Raw genomic sequence first — 16,063 nt, 5'->3', positions numbered from 1 at the left:
TCAGCCCGGTACTCCGTATAGGAAACCGGTGATCTGTTGACCGCACAGCAGGGCCAGCATGCCGGCGCCGGCCAGGTAGGGGCCGAATGGGATCTTGTGGTCGAAGCCCATGCGCGAGGCGATGACGATGCCGATGCCGACCAGCGCACCCACCACCGAGGACAGCAGGATGATCGCCGGCAGCATCTGCCAGCCCATCCAGGCTCCCAGGGCCGCCAGCAGCTTGAAGTCGCCGTAGCCCATGCCTTCCTTGCCGCGCACCAGTTTGAACACCCAGTACACGGTCCACAGCGCCATATAGCCGGCGGCCGCGCCCAGCACCGCGTCCTGCAGCGGGACGAACAGGCCTTTCACGTTGACCAGCAGGCCCAGCCAAAGCAGCGGGAAGGTCAGGTCGTCCGGCAGCAACTGGGTGTCGAGGTCGATGAAGGTCATCGCGATCAACAGCCAGCCGAATACCAGGGCGGCCATGCCGGCCCAGCCGAAGCCGAAGTGCCACACCAGGCCGGCCGACAGCAGGGCGCTCAGCGCTTCGATGGCCGGATAGCGGGCCGAAATCGGCGCCTTGCAGGCGCTGCATTTGCCGCGCAGCAGCAGCCAGCTGATCACCGGAACGTTTTCCAGTGCCGTGATCTGGTGGCCGCAGTGCGGGCAGGCCGAACGCGGCACCACCAGGTTGTAGCGTTCCGGATGCGGTTCCGGTTCGTCGCGCTCGCAGGCGCATACGCTGTCCACTTCGCGCTGCATCATGACCGGCACGCGGTGGATCACCACGTTCAGGAAACTGCCGATCAGCAGGCCGAGGATGCCGGCCACCACGGCGGCGGCCAGCGTTGCCGGCGGCGAGAACAGCATGAATACGTCTTGCATGCTGATTACACCACCGAACCGAGTTTGAAGATTGGCAGGTACATTGCAACCACCAGGCCGCCGATCACCACGCCCAGGATCACCATGATCATCGGTTCCATCAGGCTGGAAAGCTGTGCCACCGCCTCATCGACTTCTTCTTCGTAGAAGTCGGCCACCTTGCCCAGCATCGAATCGAGCGCACCGGATTCTTCGCCAATCGCCACCATCTGGGTCACCATGCTCGGGAACACGTCCGCGTTTTGCATCGCCACCGTCAGGCTGGTACCGGTGCTCACTTCGGTCTGGATCTTCTTGGTCGCTTCCATGTAGACGTGGTTGCCGGCCGCGCCGCCCACCGAATCCAGCGATTCCACCAGCGGCACGCCGGCGGCGAACATGGTGGACAGGGTACGGGTCCAGCGTGCCACGGTGGCTTTGCGGATCACGTCGCCGAACACCGGCACCTTGAGCAGCAAGCGGTCCATGGAGGCCTTCATCTTTTCGGAGCGTCGCCAGCTCTGGAAGAAGAAGTACAGCCCGGCGCCCAGGGTGCCGAAGATGAGGTACCAGTACTTGACGAAGTATTCCGAGATCGCCATCACGAACAGGGTCGGCGCCGGCAAGTCGGCACCGAAGCTGGAGAACACCTCTTTAAAGGCCGGCACCACCCAGATCATGATGACCGAGGTCACGATGAACGCCACCGCCAGAACGGCGATCGGGTAGGTCAGGGCCGACTTGATCTTGGCCTTGATGGCCAGCGTCTTCTCCTTGTAGATCGCGAGGCGGGTCAGCAGGTCTTCCAGGATACCGGCTTGCTCGCCGGCTGCCACCAGGTTGCAGAACAGCGGGTCGAAATACAGCGGGTATTTACGGAACGCCATGTTCAGGCTGGTACCGGTCTCGATATCGGCGCGCAGGTCCAGCACCAGCTTCGATACCGAAGGATTGGCGTGGCCTTTGCCGACGATGTCGAAGGCCTGCAGCAGCGGCACGCCGGCCTTCATCATGGTCGCCAGCTGGCGGGTAAACAGGGTCAGGTCTTTCTCGGTAACCTTCTTGCCCGAGCGGTAGACCTTTTTCTTGATCTTGGTGACCATGATGCCTTGGCGGCGCAGGGTCACATTGACCACAGCCTCGCCGCCGGCGCGCATTTCGCCGCGCACGGTCTTGCCAGTCTTGTCCTTGCCTTCCCACGTGAAAACCTGTTCTTTTGCGGTGCCCGCAGTAGCCATATCCTAATTTCCTATTCGTTGGTGCAGCCCAGCACTTCTTCCAGGCTGGTCAGTCCGTTCTTGACCTTGACCAGGCCCGATTGGCGCAGGGACTTGACGCCCTCTGCTTCCGATTGTGCCGCGATCTGCATCGCGTTACCGTGTGCCAGGATCAATGCTTCGATCGCGGGCGTGATCGGCATGATCTGGTAGATACCGACCCGGCCTTTATAGCCCGAGCCGTTGCAGCGCTCACAGCCCACCGGGCCGTAAGGTTTCCATGTGCCGTCCAGGTCTTCATCCTTGAAACCGGCTTTCAGCAGCAGATCGGGCGCAATGTCGATCGGCTTCTTGCAGGTACACAGCCGGCGCGCCAGGCGCTGCGCCGTGATCAGGATGACCGAGGAGGCGATATTAAAGGGCGCGACGCCCATATTCATCAGGCGCGTCAGGGTCGACGGCGCGTCATTGGTGTGCAGGGTGGAGAACACCATGTGGCCGGTTTGCGCAGCCTTGATGGCGATGTCCGCCGTTTCCAGGTCGCGGATCTCGCCGACCATGATGATGTCGGGATCCTGGCGCAGGAAGGCTTTCAGCGCCACCGGGAAGGTCAGGCCGGCGCGGTCGTTGACGTTGACCTGGTTTACGCCGGGCAGGTTGATCTCGGCCGGGTCTTCCGCGGTCGAGATATTGATGCCCGGCTTGTTCAGGATGTTCAGGCAGGTATACAGCGACACCGTCTTGCCCGAGCCGGTCGGGCCGGTCACCAGCACCATGCCGTAAGGGCGGTGCACGGCGTCCAGCAGGATTTCCTTCTGGTCCGGGTCGTAGCCGAGCGAATCGATGCCCATCTGCGCCTGGGTCGCATCCAGGATACGCATCACGGTCTTTTCGCCGAACAGGGTCGGCAGGGTCGACACCCGCAGGTCGACGGTCTTGGTGGAGGAGACGATCAGGCGCATGCGGCCGTCCTGCGGCACGCGTTTTTCCGAAATATCGAGCTTGGACAGCACCTTGATGCGCGACACCAGCTTGTCCTTGATCGAGGTCGGCGGCTGGGCGTGCTCCATCAGGTTGCCGTCCACCCGGAAGCGGATGCGGTAAAACTTTTCGTATGGTTCAAAATGCAAGTCGGAGGCGCCCATATTGACCGCATCCATCAGCATCTTGTTCAGGAAACGCACGATCGGCGCGTCTTCCACCTCGGCTTCGGCCGCCGCGCCCTGGGCCTGCGAGAGGCTTTCTTCTTCGGCGAACTCGATGTCGCCTTCGTCGCCCGTCATCTCGAGGACGGTCTGGGTCGAGCTCTTGGTCAGGGTTTCGAGCAGCTTGAGCAGCACGTCGTGCTGCACGATCACCGGTTCGACGGTCGATTCGGCCTGGAACTTGATCTGGTCCAGGGCCTGGGTATTGGTCGGGTCGGACAGCGCCACCGACATCTTGTTGCCGCGCTTGGCCAGCGGAATCACCCGCTGGGTGGCCATCAGGCGGGTATCAATCGCCTTCGGCGGCAGGATTTCCGGGTTGATGGCGCTCAGGTCGAGCAGCGGGTAAGCAAAGGTTTCCGCGCAAAAGACTGCCAGTTCGCGCGCATTGATGGTGCCGCCAGCCAGCAGCACATCAATAAACGTTGACTTTTCGGCAATAGCCTTTTTATTCAGCGCGTCCGCTTGCGGCGGGGTAAGACGCCCCGCTTGCATCAGGGCCCGGGCCAGTCCCGACATAGGGGAACCGGACGCCGAGGTGGGTTGGACTGCTGCCATAGGAGCGCACTATCAGAATGTTAAGAAAGAGTGAGTCTCCGGATGATGCCTGTAGGCATCATTTTTGTAAAGGTCCGCACGGTTCACTCTGCCTAGCGGAACTCCGGACGTCGCAATTTCACTACTTTAATGGCCTGGTCTTGTGCTTGTACCACTTCCACGATGCAATTGCCCACTTTGACGGAAATGGGGGCGTCGGGAATATCTTGTAAAACTTCCAGCAGCATGCCGTTCAGGGTTTTGGGCCCATCAAGAGGAAAGTTTAAACCCAGACGCTTGTTAATGTCACGTAATGCCGTGCTGCCCTCCAACAGGCATTCGCCGTGCCCGTCCCAGCCAAAGCTGTCGGCCCGTGCCGCGCTCGGGGTGGAGGTGGTGAATTCGCCAATCATTTCTTCGATGATGTCGTCCAGCGTGACCAGGCCCTGCACCTCGCCGTATTCGTCGACCACAATCGCCAGGCGCTCCTTGTTTTCCTGGAAGTTCTGCAGGGCCGCGAAGGCCGGCGTGTCCTGCGGCACGAAGAAGGGCTCGGACAACAGCTTGCGGAAGTGTTCCACCGTCAGTTCGTCTTGCTCGTTCAGCAGGGCGATGGCCTTGCGCACGTGCAGGATGCCGACAATCCGGTTGATCTCGCCGTCATACACCGGCAGCTTGTTGTGGAAGCAGGTGGTGAGCTGGGACATGATGTCCGCCACCGGCATGGCCAGGTCCAGCGCCTCGATGTGGGCGCGCGGCGTCATGATGTCTTCCACCGAGATGGTGTCGAGGTCGAACAGGTTGAGCAGGATGCTCTTGTGTTTTTTCGGGATGAAGCTGCCGTTCTCCAGCAGCACCGAACGCAATTCGTCCGGCGACAGCGTGCCTTCGTGGATCTGGCCGGTGGGCTTGATGCGGAACAGGCGCAGCAAGGTGTTGACGAACAGGTGCACGAACCATAGCAGCGGCTTGGAAACCGAGAGCAGCGGACGCAGCACGAAGGAGGCGGGCAGCACGATCTGGTCGGCGTAGCGCGCGCCGACGATCTTGGGCGAGATTTCGGCCAGCACGATCAGGATGAATACCACGATCACGGTCGACAGCAGGATCACATGCTGTTCCAGCCCGAACTGGGTGATGGCGATGGCGGTCGCCAGGGCGATGGCCATGGCGTTGATCAGGGTGTTGGCGACCAGGACCAGCGACAGCAGTTGTTCGGTGCGCTCGAGCAGCCACAAGGTGGCGATGGCGCGGCGGCTGCCGCGTTTGGCCTGGTGGCGCAGGCGGAAGCGATTGGCCGCCATCAGGGCGGTTTCGGCCATGGCGAAGAAGGCCGAGGCGAGAATCAGGAAGGCGAGGGCGGCAAATTGCGCCCACAAGGGAACGGTATCCAAGGTCGTAAAGACGAGTCAGTAAGAGGGCGATTCTACCATGGCGACCCCGCCGGCCGCGCCGCCGGCCCGCCGCCAGCACGCACCATCGAAGCCTCCTATAATGCTGGCCATGCGTGATGTGGATGCGATTCTGGCGCCGATGCGCCTGGCCATAGCCCCGCCGCCCAGGCTGGCGGGCGTGGTGCGCTATTTCCATGTCGAGCTGTCTAGCCCGGGCGCCGTACTGGTGCCCGCTTCACCCTGTCCCATGGTCACCTTCTTCATCCGCGGCGGTTCGCGCTTCGTGGAAGCCGATGGCCGCGAGCGGCTGTACGGCGCGCCCTTCGTCACCGGTCCGCTGACGCAGCACTTTCCCGCCGTGTGGGAGCCCGGCACCACCTTCATCAGCGCGCTGATCGAATCGGGCCAGTTCGGCCGCCTGTTCGACATCCCGCTGGGCGAGTTGCGCGATGTCGTGGTGCCGCTGGCCGACGCGGCGCCCGAGTGGCGCGGCGCGGCGGCGTTGGAGGACCAGTTGCGTGCCGGCGGCGATAGTGCTGCCTGGGTCGCGCTGATGTGCGATTGGCTGTTGCAGCGTCTCGCGGCGCGTGAGGAACGGCTGGCACGTGGACCGGCGCCGTTCATGCTGCCGCCGGCTTTGCTGGCACTGCCTACCGATGAAATAGCTGGCCGCTTCGGCATCAGCGTGCGCCAGCTCGAACGGCGCGTGATGGCCAGCTATGGCCAGAGCATCCGCGACGGCCGCCGCATGATGCGCTACATCCGCGCCTTGTCGCGCATGGTGGCCGTGCCGTTGCGCCACGGTGGGTTGACCCGGCTGGCGGTCGATTGCGGTTACCACGACCAGGCCCACATGGTGCGCGACTTCGTGCTGTTCACAGGTCTTGCGCCCAAGGCGTTGATGGCGGCGGCCAGCGATGCCAGCGGTGCCCTGCGCCTGTTGCGCTACGACGATGCCTCGCGCGCCATCGTCACCCGCGAGGATTACTAGACCGCCGTGCGTGTCGCGTCCATACAATGTTTTTCGACCACTCCCCGCTATCGTAGCGACGCTACTGAAAAGGGAATAACATGGAACTGGAAGCTACTCTGGAGCGCGACGGGTACGTGCTCACTTCGCTCGATGCGCTGATGGAAACGGTCCGCACCGACAGCCTGTGGTACCTGAGCTTCGGCCTGGCCTGCTGTGCGGTGGAGATGATGCAAGCCGCTGCGGCGCGCTATGACATGGACCGTTTCGGCATGTGCCCACGGCCATCGCCGCGCCAGGCCGACCTGATGATCGTGGCCGGCACCCTGACCAACAAGATGGCGCGCGCCATGCGCAAGGTCTACGACCAGATGGCCGAGCCGCGCTATGTGGTGTCGATGGGCTCCTGCGCCAATGGCGGCGGCTATTACCACTATTCGTATTCCGTGGTGCGCGGCTGCGACCGTATCGTGCCGGTCGACGTCTATGTGCCGGGTTGCCCGCCGACGCCGGAAGCCTTGCTGTATGGCCTGGTGCAGCTGCAGCGGAAAGCCCGGCGCGGCGAGCGCGCCGTCATGTTGCGCGACTAGGCTAGCTGCCGCGGTAGGTCGAATACGCCCACGGCGACACCACCAGCGGCACGTGGTAATTCTGGTCGGCATGGGCGATGCCGAAGGTGATCGTCACCTGGTCGATGAAGCGCGGCGTCGGCAATTCCACGCCCAGCGCCGCGAAATAGTCTCCGGCGCCGAACACCAGTTCATAGCGGCCGGGCTGCATGGTGGCGCCCTCCAGCAGCGGCGCGCCGCAGCGGCCATCGGCATTGGTCACGTCTTCCTTTAACAGCGTGCGGCCGCTGCCGGCCAGCGCATACAGCGCCACGTGCACGCCGGCGGCAGGACGTCCGTTGGCGGTATCGAGTACGTGCGTGCTCAGTTTTCCCATTTTGTATTCCTTATTTTGCTTATCCGGCAGATCATATACCGGTGCCATAACGCCAATATATTATTGTGCGTATACCTTTGATCACGGACCATCATGAGCAACTACCCTCGCGACCTCGTCGGCTACGGCCCCAATCCACCCCATCCCCAATGGCCGGGCCAGGCCCGCGTGGCCCTGCAATTCGTGCTGAATTACGAAGAGGGCGGCGAGAACTGCGTGCTGCACGGCGATCAGGCCTCGGAGACCTTCCTGTCCGAGATCATCGGCGCTGCGGCCTTCCCCAACCGTCACATGAGCATGGAGTCGATTTACGAATACGGCTCGCGCGCCGGCCTGTGGCGCCTGCTGCGCATGTTCGAGGAGCGCAAGCTGCCGCTGACCGTCTTCGGCGTCTCGATGGCACTGCAGCGTCACCCGGAAGCGGTGGCCGCTTTCCAGGAACTGGGCCACGAAATCGCCTGCCACGGCCTGCGCTGGATCACGTACCAGAACATGGATGAGGAAACCGAGCGCGCACAGATGCGGGAGGCGGTACGGATCATCAAGGAGCTGACCGGCAGCGCGCCGCTGGGCTGGTACACCGGCCGTGACTCGCCCAATACGCGGCGCCTGGTGGTCGAGCACGGCGGATTCCGCTATGACGCCGATTATTACGGCGACGACTTGCCGTTCTGGCAGGAAGTGGCGCATACCGGTGCCGACGGCAAGCCGGCCGTCGCGCCGCAACTGATCGTGCCGTACACGCTCGACACCAACGATATGCGCTTTGCCGCCATGCAAGGCTTTAACAGTGGCACCCAATTCTTCGATTACCTCAAGGACGCATTCGACGTACTCTATAAGGAAGGGGACCCGAATGGCCTGAACCAGCCAAAAATGCTGTCGATCGGCCTGCATTGCCGCCTGGTCGGCCGTCCGGCGCGCGCTGCCGCATTGGCGCGCTTCCTCGATTATGTGCAAAGCCATGACAAGGTGTGGATCACGCGCCGCATCGACATTGCCGAGCATTGGCACAAGCATCATCCTTATATGCGAAACGCCTGATATTCAAAATCAGAGATTTCTTATAAGGTAGGGGTGCGGTAATGTTATCTTGCAAGCTAGGAGACCTGCGAGGACAAGATGTCAGAACCGATCCGCTTTTACTATCGCGGCGCCGTACATGAAGTACGAGACGCCGTCCCGACGCAGACTGTGCTGCAGCACCTGCGCGAAGACTTGCACTGCACCGGTACCAAGGAAGGCTGCGCCGAAGGCGACTGCGGCGCCTGCACCGTGGTACTCGGCAGTGTGGTCGACGGCAAGTTGGCGCTGAAATCGGTCAATTCCTGCATCCAGCTCACCCCGACGCTGGACGGCAAGGCCCTGTTTACCGTGGAAGACCTGCAACAGGCCGACGGCGCGCTGCACCCGGTGCAGCAGGCGCTGGTCGAATGCCATGGCTCGCAATGCGGCTTCTGTACGCCGGGTTTTGCCATGTCGCTGTGGGGCTTGTACCTGAAAAAAGAAGGCGAGTGCGCCTCGCGCAAGGAAATCGACGACTGCCTGTCCGGCAACCTGTGCCGCTGCACCGGCTACCGCCCGATCATCGACGCTGCCCAGCGCATGGTCGAACTGCCGAAAGTCGCATTCGACGCCGCCAGCGTGGCCCAACAGCTCGAAGCGCTGAAACGCGATTCGCTGGCTGTCTACAGCGCCCATGGCCAGACCTTCCTGGCCCCGCGCACCCTTGATGAACTGATCCAGTTGCGCGCGGCCAATCCGTCCGCCGTGCTGCTGGCCGGTTCCACCGACGTTGGCCTGTGGGTCACCAAACAGATGCGCGACCTGGGCGATATCATTTACCTGGGCCACGTCGATGCGCTGAAAGTGCTGCGCGTGGCCGACGGCGCCATCGAAATCGGCGCCGGCGTGTCGCTGGAAGATGCCTACAACGCGCTGTGCCGGCACTACCCGGATGAACTGGGCGAGCTGCGCCAGCGTTTCGCCTCGCTGCCGATCCGCAACGCGGGCACCTTGGGCGGCAACGTCGCCAACGGCTCGCCGATCGGCGATTCCATGCCGTGGCTGATCGCTCTCGGCGCGCAAGTGGTGCTGTGCGGCGCGGCGGGCGAACGGGTGCTGGCGCTGGAAGACTTCTATCTCGATTACATGAAGAAGGATTTGCAGCCGGGCGAATTCGTGCAGGCTGTGCGCGTGCCGCTGCCACGCGAAGACGTGCGCTTCCGCACCTACAAGCTGGCCAAGCGCTTCGACCAGGATATTTCCGCCGTCTGCGCCGCCTTCGCTTTCCGTATGGACGGCGATGCGATTGCCGAGGCGCGCATCGCTTTCGGCGGCATGGCAGCGACACCGAAGCGTGCCGCGCAAGCGGAAGCCGCGTTGAACGGCCGCGCCTGGAGCGAGGGCGCGCTGGCCGACGCCATGGCGGCACTGGCGCGCGACTACGCGCCTTTGAGCGATATGCGCGCCAGCAGCGAATACCGGATGAAGACCGCGCAGAACCTGCTGCGCCGCTTCTGGCTTGAAACGCGCAGCGATGCGCCGCTGGCGGCCGATGCCGTCAACGCCTTTGCCGTCAGCGCGTAAGGAGACAGCATGAACCATCCCGTCACGCCTGAACTGAAGGCCGCCACCTGGACCGGCGTCGGCATTCCGCGCGCGCACGAATCGGCCGAGCTGCACGTGCTTGGCCAGGCGACGTATACCGACGATATTCCCGAACTGCACGGCACGCTGCATGCGGCGCTGGGCCTGTCGTCCAAGGCCCACGCACGCATCACTTCGCTGGACCTGGATGCGGTGCGCGCCGCGCCCGGCGTGGTCGCGGTGTACACGGTGTCCGACATCCCCGGCATCAATGACTGCGGTCCGATCATCCACGACGACCCGATCCTGGCCGATGGCCTGGTGCAGTATGTCGGCCAGCCGATCTTCCTGGTGGTCGCCGATTCGCACACCAATGCGCGCCGCGCCGCCAAGCGCGGCGTGGTCGACTACGAGGAGCTGCCGGCCATCCTGACCCCGCAGCAAGCCAAGGCGGCCGCCTCGTATGTGCTGCCGCCAATGAAGCTGCTGCGCGGCGACGCGCAGGCAGCGTTTGAAACAGCGCCGCACACGGTCAAGGGCCAGCTTTACGTCGGTGGCCAGGAACAGTTTTATCTGGAAGGGCAGATTGCCTACGCCATCCCGAAAGAAGGCCGGGCCATGCTGGTGCAATGCTCGACCCAGCACCCAAGCGAAATGCAGCACGTGGTGGCGCATGCACTCGGCCTGCACTCGCACCATGTGACGGTGGAGTGCCGCCGCATGGGTGGTGGTTTCGGCGGCAAGGAATCGCAATCGGCGCTATGGGCTGCTGCCGCGGCCATTGCTGCCCAACGCACCGGCAAGCCTGTCAAGCTGCGCGCCGACCGTGATGACGACATGCTGGTGACCGGCAAGCGCCACTGCTTCTATTACGAATACGAAGTCGGCTACGACGACACGGGCCGCATCGTGGCGGCCAAAGTCGACATGACCTCGCGCGCCGGCTATTCGGCCGACCTGTCAGGCCCCGTTGCAACGCGCGCGGTCTGCCACTTCGACAATACTTATTACCTGTCGGACGTGGAGATCCACGCTGCTTGCGGCAAGACCAATACCCAGTCGAATACCGCCTTCCGCGGCTTCGGCGGCCCGCAAGGCGCGATTGCGATCGAATACGTGATCGATGAGATCGCGCGCAACCTGGGACAAGACCCGCTGGATATCCGCCGCCTGAATTTCTACGGCAAGACCGAGCGCAATGAAACGCCTTATCGCCAGGTGATTGTCGACAACGTGATCCACGAACTGGTGGCGGAGCTGGAGCAAAGCAGCGAGTACCGCGCGCGCCGTGCTGCGGTGACTGCCTACAACGCGGCCAGCCCGGTGCTGAAGCGCGGCCTGGCGCTGACCCCGGTCAAGTTCGGCATTGCCTTCAACGTGACCCACCTGAACCAGGCCGGCGCGCTGGTGCACGTGTATGTTGACGGATCGGTGCTGGTCAATCATGGCGGCACCGAGATGGGGCAGGGCATCAACACCAAGGTGCTGCAGGTGGTTGCACACGAACTGGGACTGGACCTGGAGCGCGTGCGCATCACGGCGACCGATACCAGCAAGGTGGCGAATACTTCGGCAACGGCGGCATCCACCGGCGCGGACCTGAACGGCAAGGCGGCGCAGGATGCGGCGCGCCAGATCCGCGATCGCTTGGCCGCATTTGCCGCCAAGACGCTGGGCGGCGAGGCTGCCGACGTGCGCTTCTTCGCCAACGAAGTTCATGTGAACGGCCAGAGCGTGCCGTTTGAAGCGCTGGTGCAGAAGGCTTACCTGGCCCGCGTGCAGCTTTGGTCCGACGGCTTCTATGCAACGCCGAACCTGCATTGGGACCCGAAGACCATGAACGGTCATCCGTTCTCCTACTACGCTTACGGCGCCGCCGTGGCGGAAGTGGTGGTCGACACGCTGACCGGCGAATGGAAGCTGCTGCGTGCCGACGCGCTGTACGATGCAGGCCAGTCGCTGAATCCGGCCATCGATGTCGGCCAGGTCGAAGGCGCCTTCATCCAGGGCATGGGCTGGCTGACCACCGAGCAGTTGTGGTGGAACGGCGCCGGCAAGCTGATGACGCATGCACCGTCCACCTACAAGATTCCCGGGATTTCCGATTGCCCGGAAGATTTCCGCGTCAAGCTGTTCCAGAACCGCAATGTGGAAGATTCGATCCATCGCTCGAAAGCGGTGGGCGAGCCGCCGCTGCTGCTGCCGTTCTCGGTGTTCTTTGCCATTCGCGATGCGATTTCCGCAGTCGGCGGGCATCGCGTCAATCCACCGCTGAACGCGCCTGCGACCAGCGAAGAAATCCTGCGCGCCATCGCGGCAGTTGAAGCTGTATCCACTTCCGCGGCAGGATGACATGGCTGACTGGTTGACGCCAGCCGGGGAACCGGCGGTACTCGTCACGGTCGCGCGCGCCGAAGGTTCGGTGCCGCGCGAAGCGGGAACGCATATGCTGGTCACCGCCAACAGCCAGTTCGACACGATCGGCGGCGGCCACCTGGAGCATAAAGCCTTCGCCATCGCCCGCGACATATTGGCCGGGACGCGCGCGGCAGCGCCGTACCTGGAACGCTTCCCACTCGGTCCTGCACTGGGCCAATGCTGCGGCGGCGTGGTCTGGCTGTTGTTCGAGCCGATCCAGGGCGGACTCGCCGGCGTCATGGAGCAATTCCGCCAGCGGCGCAAGGAAGATAGCTGCCGCATCACGGCCATTGACGGCGAAATGGAGTGCCGGCTCGTCGACGAACAGCACAAGGAAACCCACATCCACACCGACGCCAACGGCCGCCGCTGGCTGATCGACACGGTGAAAGCCCCGCGGGCACACCTGGTCCTGTTTGGCGCGGGCCACGTCGGCGCCGCCATCGTGCGCGCGCTGGCCGAACTGCCATGTACCGTCACCTGGGTCGACGAGCGCGACGCCATATTCCCCGCCGAAGTGCCTGGCAACGTCACCATCGAGGCCACCGATACGCCGGAAGCTTGCGTCGATGAGGCGCCTGACGGTGCCAGCTACCTGGTCCTGACCCACAGCCACGCGCTGGACCTGCAACTGACCGAAGCCATCCTGCGTCGCCCCAAGGTCGGCTGGTTCGGCCTGATCGGCTCCAAGACCAAGCGCGCCCAGTTCACCTCCCGCCTGGAAGTAAAAGGCTTGAGCACGCAAAACATGGTATGCCCGATCGGCCTACCGGGTATCATCGACAAGGCCCCAGCGGTGATCGCCGCCTCGGTGGCCGCCCAATTACTGATGGTCTGGGAATCCCAGGCGAAAGACTAAGCAATGAGCAAAACCACCAGCGTGCAAGCCTATCGAGCAGGCTTGCTGCATTTTCACGCCGATCCAGCCTTTATCGAACGCGCCCACGCCTGGCACGAAGACGGGCTGCTGATCGTGGCCGACGGCAAGGTGCAGGCTGCCGGCGACTACGCCACACTGGCGCCAACCCTGCCGCCAGGAACGGAAGTGCAGGACTACCGCGGCAAGATCGTCATGCCCGGCTTTATCGACAGCCACGTGCATTACCCGCAGACCGACATGATCGCCTCGCCGGCGCCCGGGCTGCTGCCATGGCTGGAGCAATACACCTTCCCGACCGAGCGCCAGTTCGCGGACCCGGCGCATGGCGCCCAGGTGGCCGAGTTCTTCCTCGATGAGTTGCTGCGCAACGGCACCACCACCGCCATGGTCTATGGCACGGTGCACCCGCAATCGGTGGACGCCTTCTTTAGCGCCAGCGGAAAGCGCGATTTGCGCATGATCGCCGGCAAAGTCATGATGGACCGTCATTGTCCCGACTTCCTGTGCGATACCGCCGAACGCGGCGCGGAAGAAACCGAAGCCCTGATCCAGCGCTGGCATAAGAAGGGCCGGTCGCTGTATGCGATCACCCCGCGCTTTGCTCCGACTTCGACCGAAGCCCAGTTGCAACTGGCCGGCGCGCTGGCGCAGAAATACCCGGACACTTTCCTGCAGACCCACGTCTCGGAAAACAAGGAAGAATGCGCCTGGGTCAAGACCCTGTTTCCGCAGGCGCGCAGCTACCTCGACGTGTACGACCGCTATGGCATGATGCGCCCGCGCGCCGTCTATGGCCACTGCATCTGGCTCGATGAAACCGACCGCGCGCGCATGGCTGAAACCAAGTCGGCCGCCGCCGTTTGCCCGACCTCCAACCTGTTCCTCGGTTCCGGCCTGTTCGACTTCGAGCAGGCCGACAAGGCCGGCATGCTGCTGTCGCTAGCCACCGACGTCGGCGCGGGCACTTCGTTCAGCATGTTGCAAACGATGAATGAAGCCTATAAAGTAGCGCGCTTGAAGGGCAGCTACCTGCCTGCCATGCGCATGTTCTACCTGGCGACGCTGGGCGCCGCGCGCAGCCTGCACCTGGAAGACACGATCGGCAGTTTTGCCGCCGGCCGCGAAGCGGACTTTATCGTGATCGACCCGCAGGCCACGCCGCTGCTGGCACGCCGCAGCGCCAATACCGACAGCCTGGAAGAACAGCTGTTCGCACTGGCGCTACTGGGGGACGACCGCGCCATCGCGGCGACGTATTCGGCAGGGCGGCTGGTCCACCAAGCACACTGATAAGGGAACGCCCATGCAAAAGAAGAACCTGACCGGAATGGTGATCGCCACGGCAATTGCGGCCGCTTTCGCCGCGCCCGCCGGCGCAGCATCGAACGCCGAGATTACCGCGCGCCACTTCGCCTCCCTGGTCTCCGGCCCGGCGCCGAAGACCGCCGAACTGGCCATGTTCTTCAACAATATGCCGAAGGGCGCCGACCTGCACCACCATTACTCCGGTTCCATCTATGCCGAGCAATATCTGGAATGGGTCGACAAGCTGGGGTACTGCGTCGACAAGACCACCTGGATCGTTCAGACCGACAAGGCCGCCGACCGCAAGAACTGCGCAACCGTTGCCGAGCTGGAAAAAGACCCGCTGGCCTACCGTTCGCTGATGCACAAGTGGTCCACCATGGACTTCTACAATCATAGCGAAGACCAGCTGGCGCCGGACCTGGCCTTCTTCACCACCTTCCTGCGCTTTGACGGGGTTGCTTCCACCAATGGCAATGATGGCCAGAAGCGCCTGAAAGAGCGCGCGATCGCGGAAAATGTCGGCTACATCGAAACCGTGTTCGAGATCGCCCCGATCACGTTCGACGCCGAATTCGATGGCAAGCTGACCGATGAAGCAGCCTTTGCCGCCTACCTGGCCAAGCTGGAAGCCAGCCCGGCGTTCAACAAGGGCATTGCCGACTACAGCGCCTACGTTGACAGCAGCAGCGCCGGCATCGACGACGAGAACTTCACCATGCGCTACCAGCCGTTCGTGCTGCGCTTCCTGTCGCCGTCGATCGTGTTCTCGCAGATGGCAGCCGGCTTCAAGATTGCTAGCCAAAACCCGAAAGTGGTGTCGGTCAATATTGTGGGCGCCGAGCATTATCCCGTGTCGATGCGCGACTACAGCCTGCATATGCGCATGTACAAATTCCTGAGCGCTAAATATCCCAACGTGAAGCTCTCGCTGCACGCCGGCGAGCTGGCCCTGGGCCAGGTGCCACCGGAAGGCTTGAAGTTCCACATCGCCGAAGCGCTGGATGTGGCTGGCGCCAGGCGTATCGGCCACGGCATGGACATCGCTCACGAACGCCAGCCGCTGGCGATCCTGAAGAAAATGCGCGAAAAAAATATTCCAGTGGAAGTGAACCTGACTTCGAACGAGTTCATTCTCGGCGTAAAAGGGGAGGCGCATCCGGTCAATATTTACCGCAAGTACGGCGTACCCTTCGTTCTGTCGAGTGACGACACCGGTGTCAGCCGCAATACCCTGTCGAACGAGTACCTGCTGTTCGCCAGCCGCTACAAGACCAGCTACGCGGAAGTGAAAAAGCTGTCATATGACAGCATCCGCTACGGCTTCGTGGCGGAGGCCGACAAACAGCGCCTGCTGAAGCAACTCGATGCCCGCTTTGCCAAGTTCGAGTCTGACGTGGCTACTTCGCTGAAGTAAGCTTCTCTTTGGCCGCACTTGTGGTCCTTTCACCACAAGTGCGCGCATCGTTTTACAAATCTCCAACGTTTCAAAAGCCTCCAACAGCGCGGGATTCTTTATAATCCCGCCTTAGCGCCCCCGGTAATTGCAGAAAAACGTATAACGAAGAGCAATTTATTTTCCCTACGTATAAATACGCAAGGGAAAATGAATTTGTCTTCGGCTGCGCCTTTCAGGCATAGTTGACGGAAAGATACGTCTATGCAACTGGGAATTCCCTGCGTCACACAATGGTCATAACGCTGTCGCACCCACGTCATAGTGGGTGCGTAAACTCGCTGGGCGGCAACAATTT

At 62.7% G+C, this 16,063-nt stretch carries 13 protein-coding genes; 8 read left to right on the top strand and 5 right to left on the bottom strand.

Annotated elements, in window-relative coordinates; translation table 11 throughout:
- From BM269_RS12980 to BM269_RS12965, 4 genes are all read right to left on the bottom strand, one after another.
- Complete coding sequence (locus BM269_RS12980) at positions 1-870, bottom strand: prepilin peptidase (protein WP_090437430.1); 870 nt, start codon at positions 868-870, stop codon at positions 1-3.
- A gap of 5 nt (positions 871-875) precedes the next feature.
- Positions 876-2,087: a type II secretion system F family protein gene (locus BM269_RS12975; RefSeq protein ID WP_090437429.1), complete on the bottom strand. Its 1,212-nt coding sequence runs from the start codon at positions 2,085-2,087 to the stop codon at positions 876-878.
- Between the two features lie 11 nt (positions 2,088-2,098).
- A complete protein-coding gene (gene pilB, locus BM269_RS12970; RefSeq protein WP_229204629.1) occupies positions 2,099-3,790 on the bottom strand; it encodes a type IV-A pilus assembly ATPase PilB in 1,692 nt (563 codons plus the stop codon).
- A gap of 131 nt (positions 3,791-3,921) precedes the next feature.
- A complete protein-coding gene (locus BM269_RS12965) occupies positions 3,922-5,202 on the bottom strand; it encodes an HlyC/CorC family transporter (RefSeq protein ID WP_090437427.1) in 1,281 nt (426 codons plus the stop codon).
- A gap of 37 nt (positions 5,203-5,239) precedes the next feature.
- Between BM269_RS12965 and BM269_RS12960 the strand changes: the two genes are divergently transcribed.
- Together BM269_RS12960 and BM269_RS12955 are read left to right on the top strand one after the other, a co-directional pair.
- Positions 5,240-6,193, top strand: coding sequence for a helix-turn-helix domain-containing protein (locus BM269_RS12960; protein WP_090437426.1), 954 nt, complete (start codon positions 5,240-5,242; stop codon positions 6,191-6,193).
- An 80-nt stretch (positions 6,194-6,273) separates the two neighbouring features.
- Positions 6,274-6,762, top strand: coding sequence for a NuoB/complex I 20 kDa subunit family protein (locus BM269_RS12955; protein WP_090437425.1), 489 nt, complete (start codon positions 6,274-6,276; stop codon positions 6,760-6,762).
- Between the two features lies 1 nt (position 6,763).
- On the opposite strand, the gene uraH is transcribed toward BM269_RS12955, so the two are convergent.
- Positions 6,764-7,117 carry a hydroxyisourate hydrolase gene (gene uraH / locus BM269_RS12950; RefSeq protein WP_090437516.1) on the bottom strand — a complete coding sequence of 118 codons (354 nt, stop codon included), beginning with the start codon at positions 7,115-7,117 and terminating at the stop codon, positions 6,764-6,766.
- 93 nt (positions 7,118-7,210) lie between these two features.
- Between uraH and puuE the strand changes: the two genes are divergently transcribed.
- The 6 genes from puuE to BM269_RS12920 all read left to right on the top strand — a co-directional run bounded on the left by puuE (position 7,211) and on the right by BM269_RS12920 (position 15,726).
- On the top strand, positions 7,211-8,161 hold the full coding sequence (gene puuE / locus BM269_RS12945; RefSeq protein WP_090437424.1) for an allantoinase PuuE: 951 nt from the start codon (positions 7,211-7,213) through the stop codon (positions 8,159-8,161).
- 78 nt (positions 8,162-8,239) lie between these two features.
- Entirely contained in the window at positions 8,240-9,706 is a 1,467-nt protein-coding gene (gene xdhA, locus BM269_RS12940; protein WP_090437423.1) for a xanthine dehydrogenase small subunit, read from the top strand.
- A 9-nt stretch (positions 9,707-9,715) separates the two neighbouring features.
- Positions 9,716-12,058 carry a xanthine dehydrogenase molybdopterin binding subunit gene (xdhB, locus tag BM269_RS12935; protein ID WP_090437422.1) on the top strand — a complete coding sequence of 781 codons (2,343 nt, stop codon included), beginning with the start codon at positions 9,716-9,718 and terminating at the stop codon, positions 12,056-12,058.
- Position 12,059: 1 nt separating this feature from the next.
- Positions 12,060-12,983 carry a xanthine dehydrogenase accessory protein XdhC gene (xdhC, locus tag BM269_RS12930; RefSeq protein WP_090437421.1) on the top strand — a complete coding sequence of 308 codons (924 nt, stop codon included), beginning with the start codon at positions 12,060-12,062 and terminating at the stop codon, positions 12,981-12,983.
- 3 nt (positions 12,984-12,986) lie between these two features.
- Positions 12,987-14,294, top strand: coding sequence for a guanine deaminase (gene guaD, locus BM269_RS12925; protein WP_090437420.1), 1,308 nt, complete (start codon positions 12,987-12,989; stop codon positions 14,292-14,294).
- A gap of 13 nt (positions 14,295-14,307) precedes the next feature.
- Positions 14,308-15,726: an adenosine deaminase family protein gene (locus BM269_RS12920; RefSeq protein ID WP_090437419.1), complete on the top strand. Its 1,419-nt coding sequence runs from the start codon at positions 14,308-14,310 to the stop codon at positions 15,724-15,726.
- Positions 15,727-16,063 lie beyond the last annotated feature (337 nt).

This window comes from Duganella sp. CF458, from assembly GCF_900113115.1.
GTDB lineage: Bacteria > Pseudomonadota > Gammaproteobacteria > Burkholderiales > Burkholderiaceae_D > Rugamonas.
This window is presented reverse-complemented; position numbering and strand designations above follow the sequence as displayed.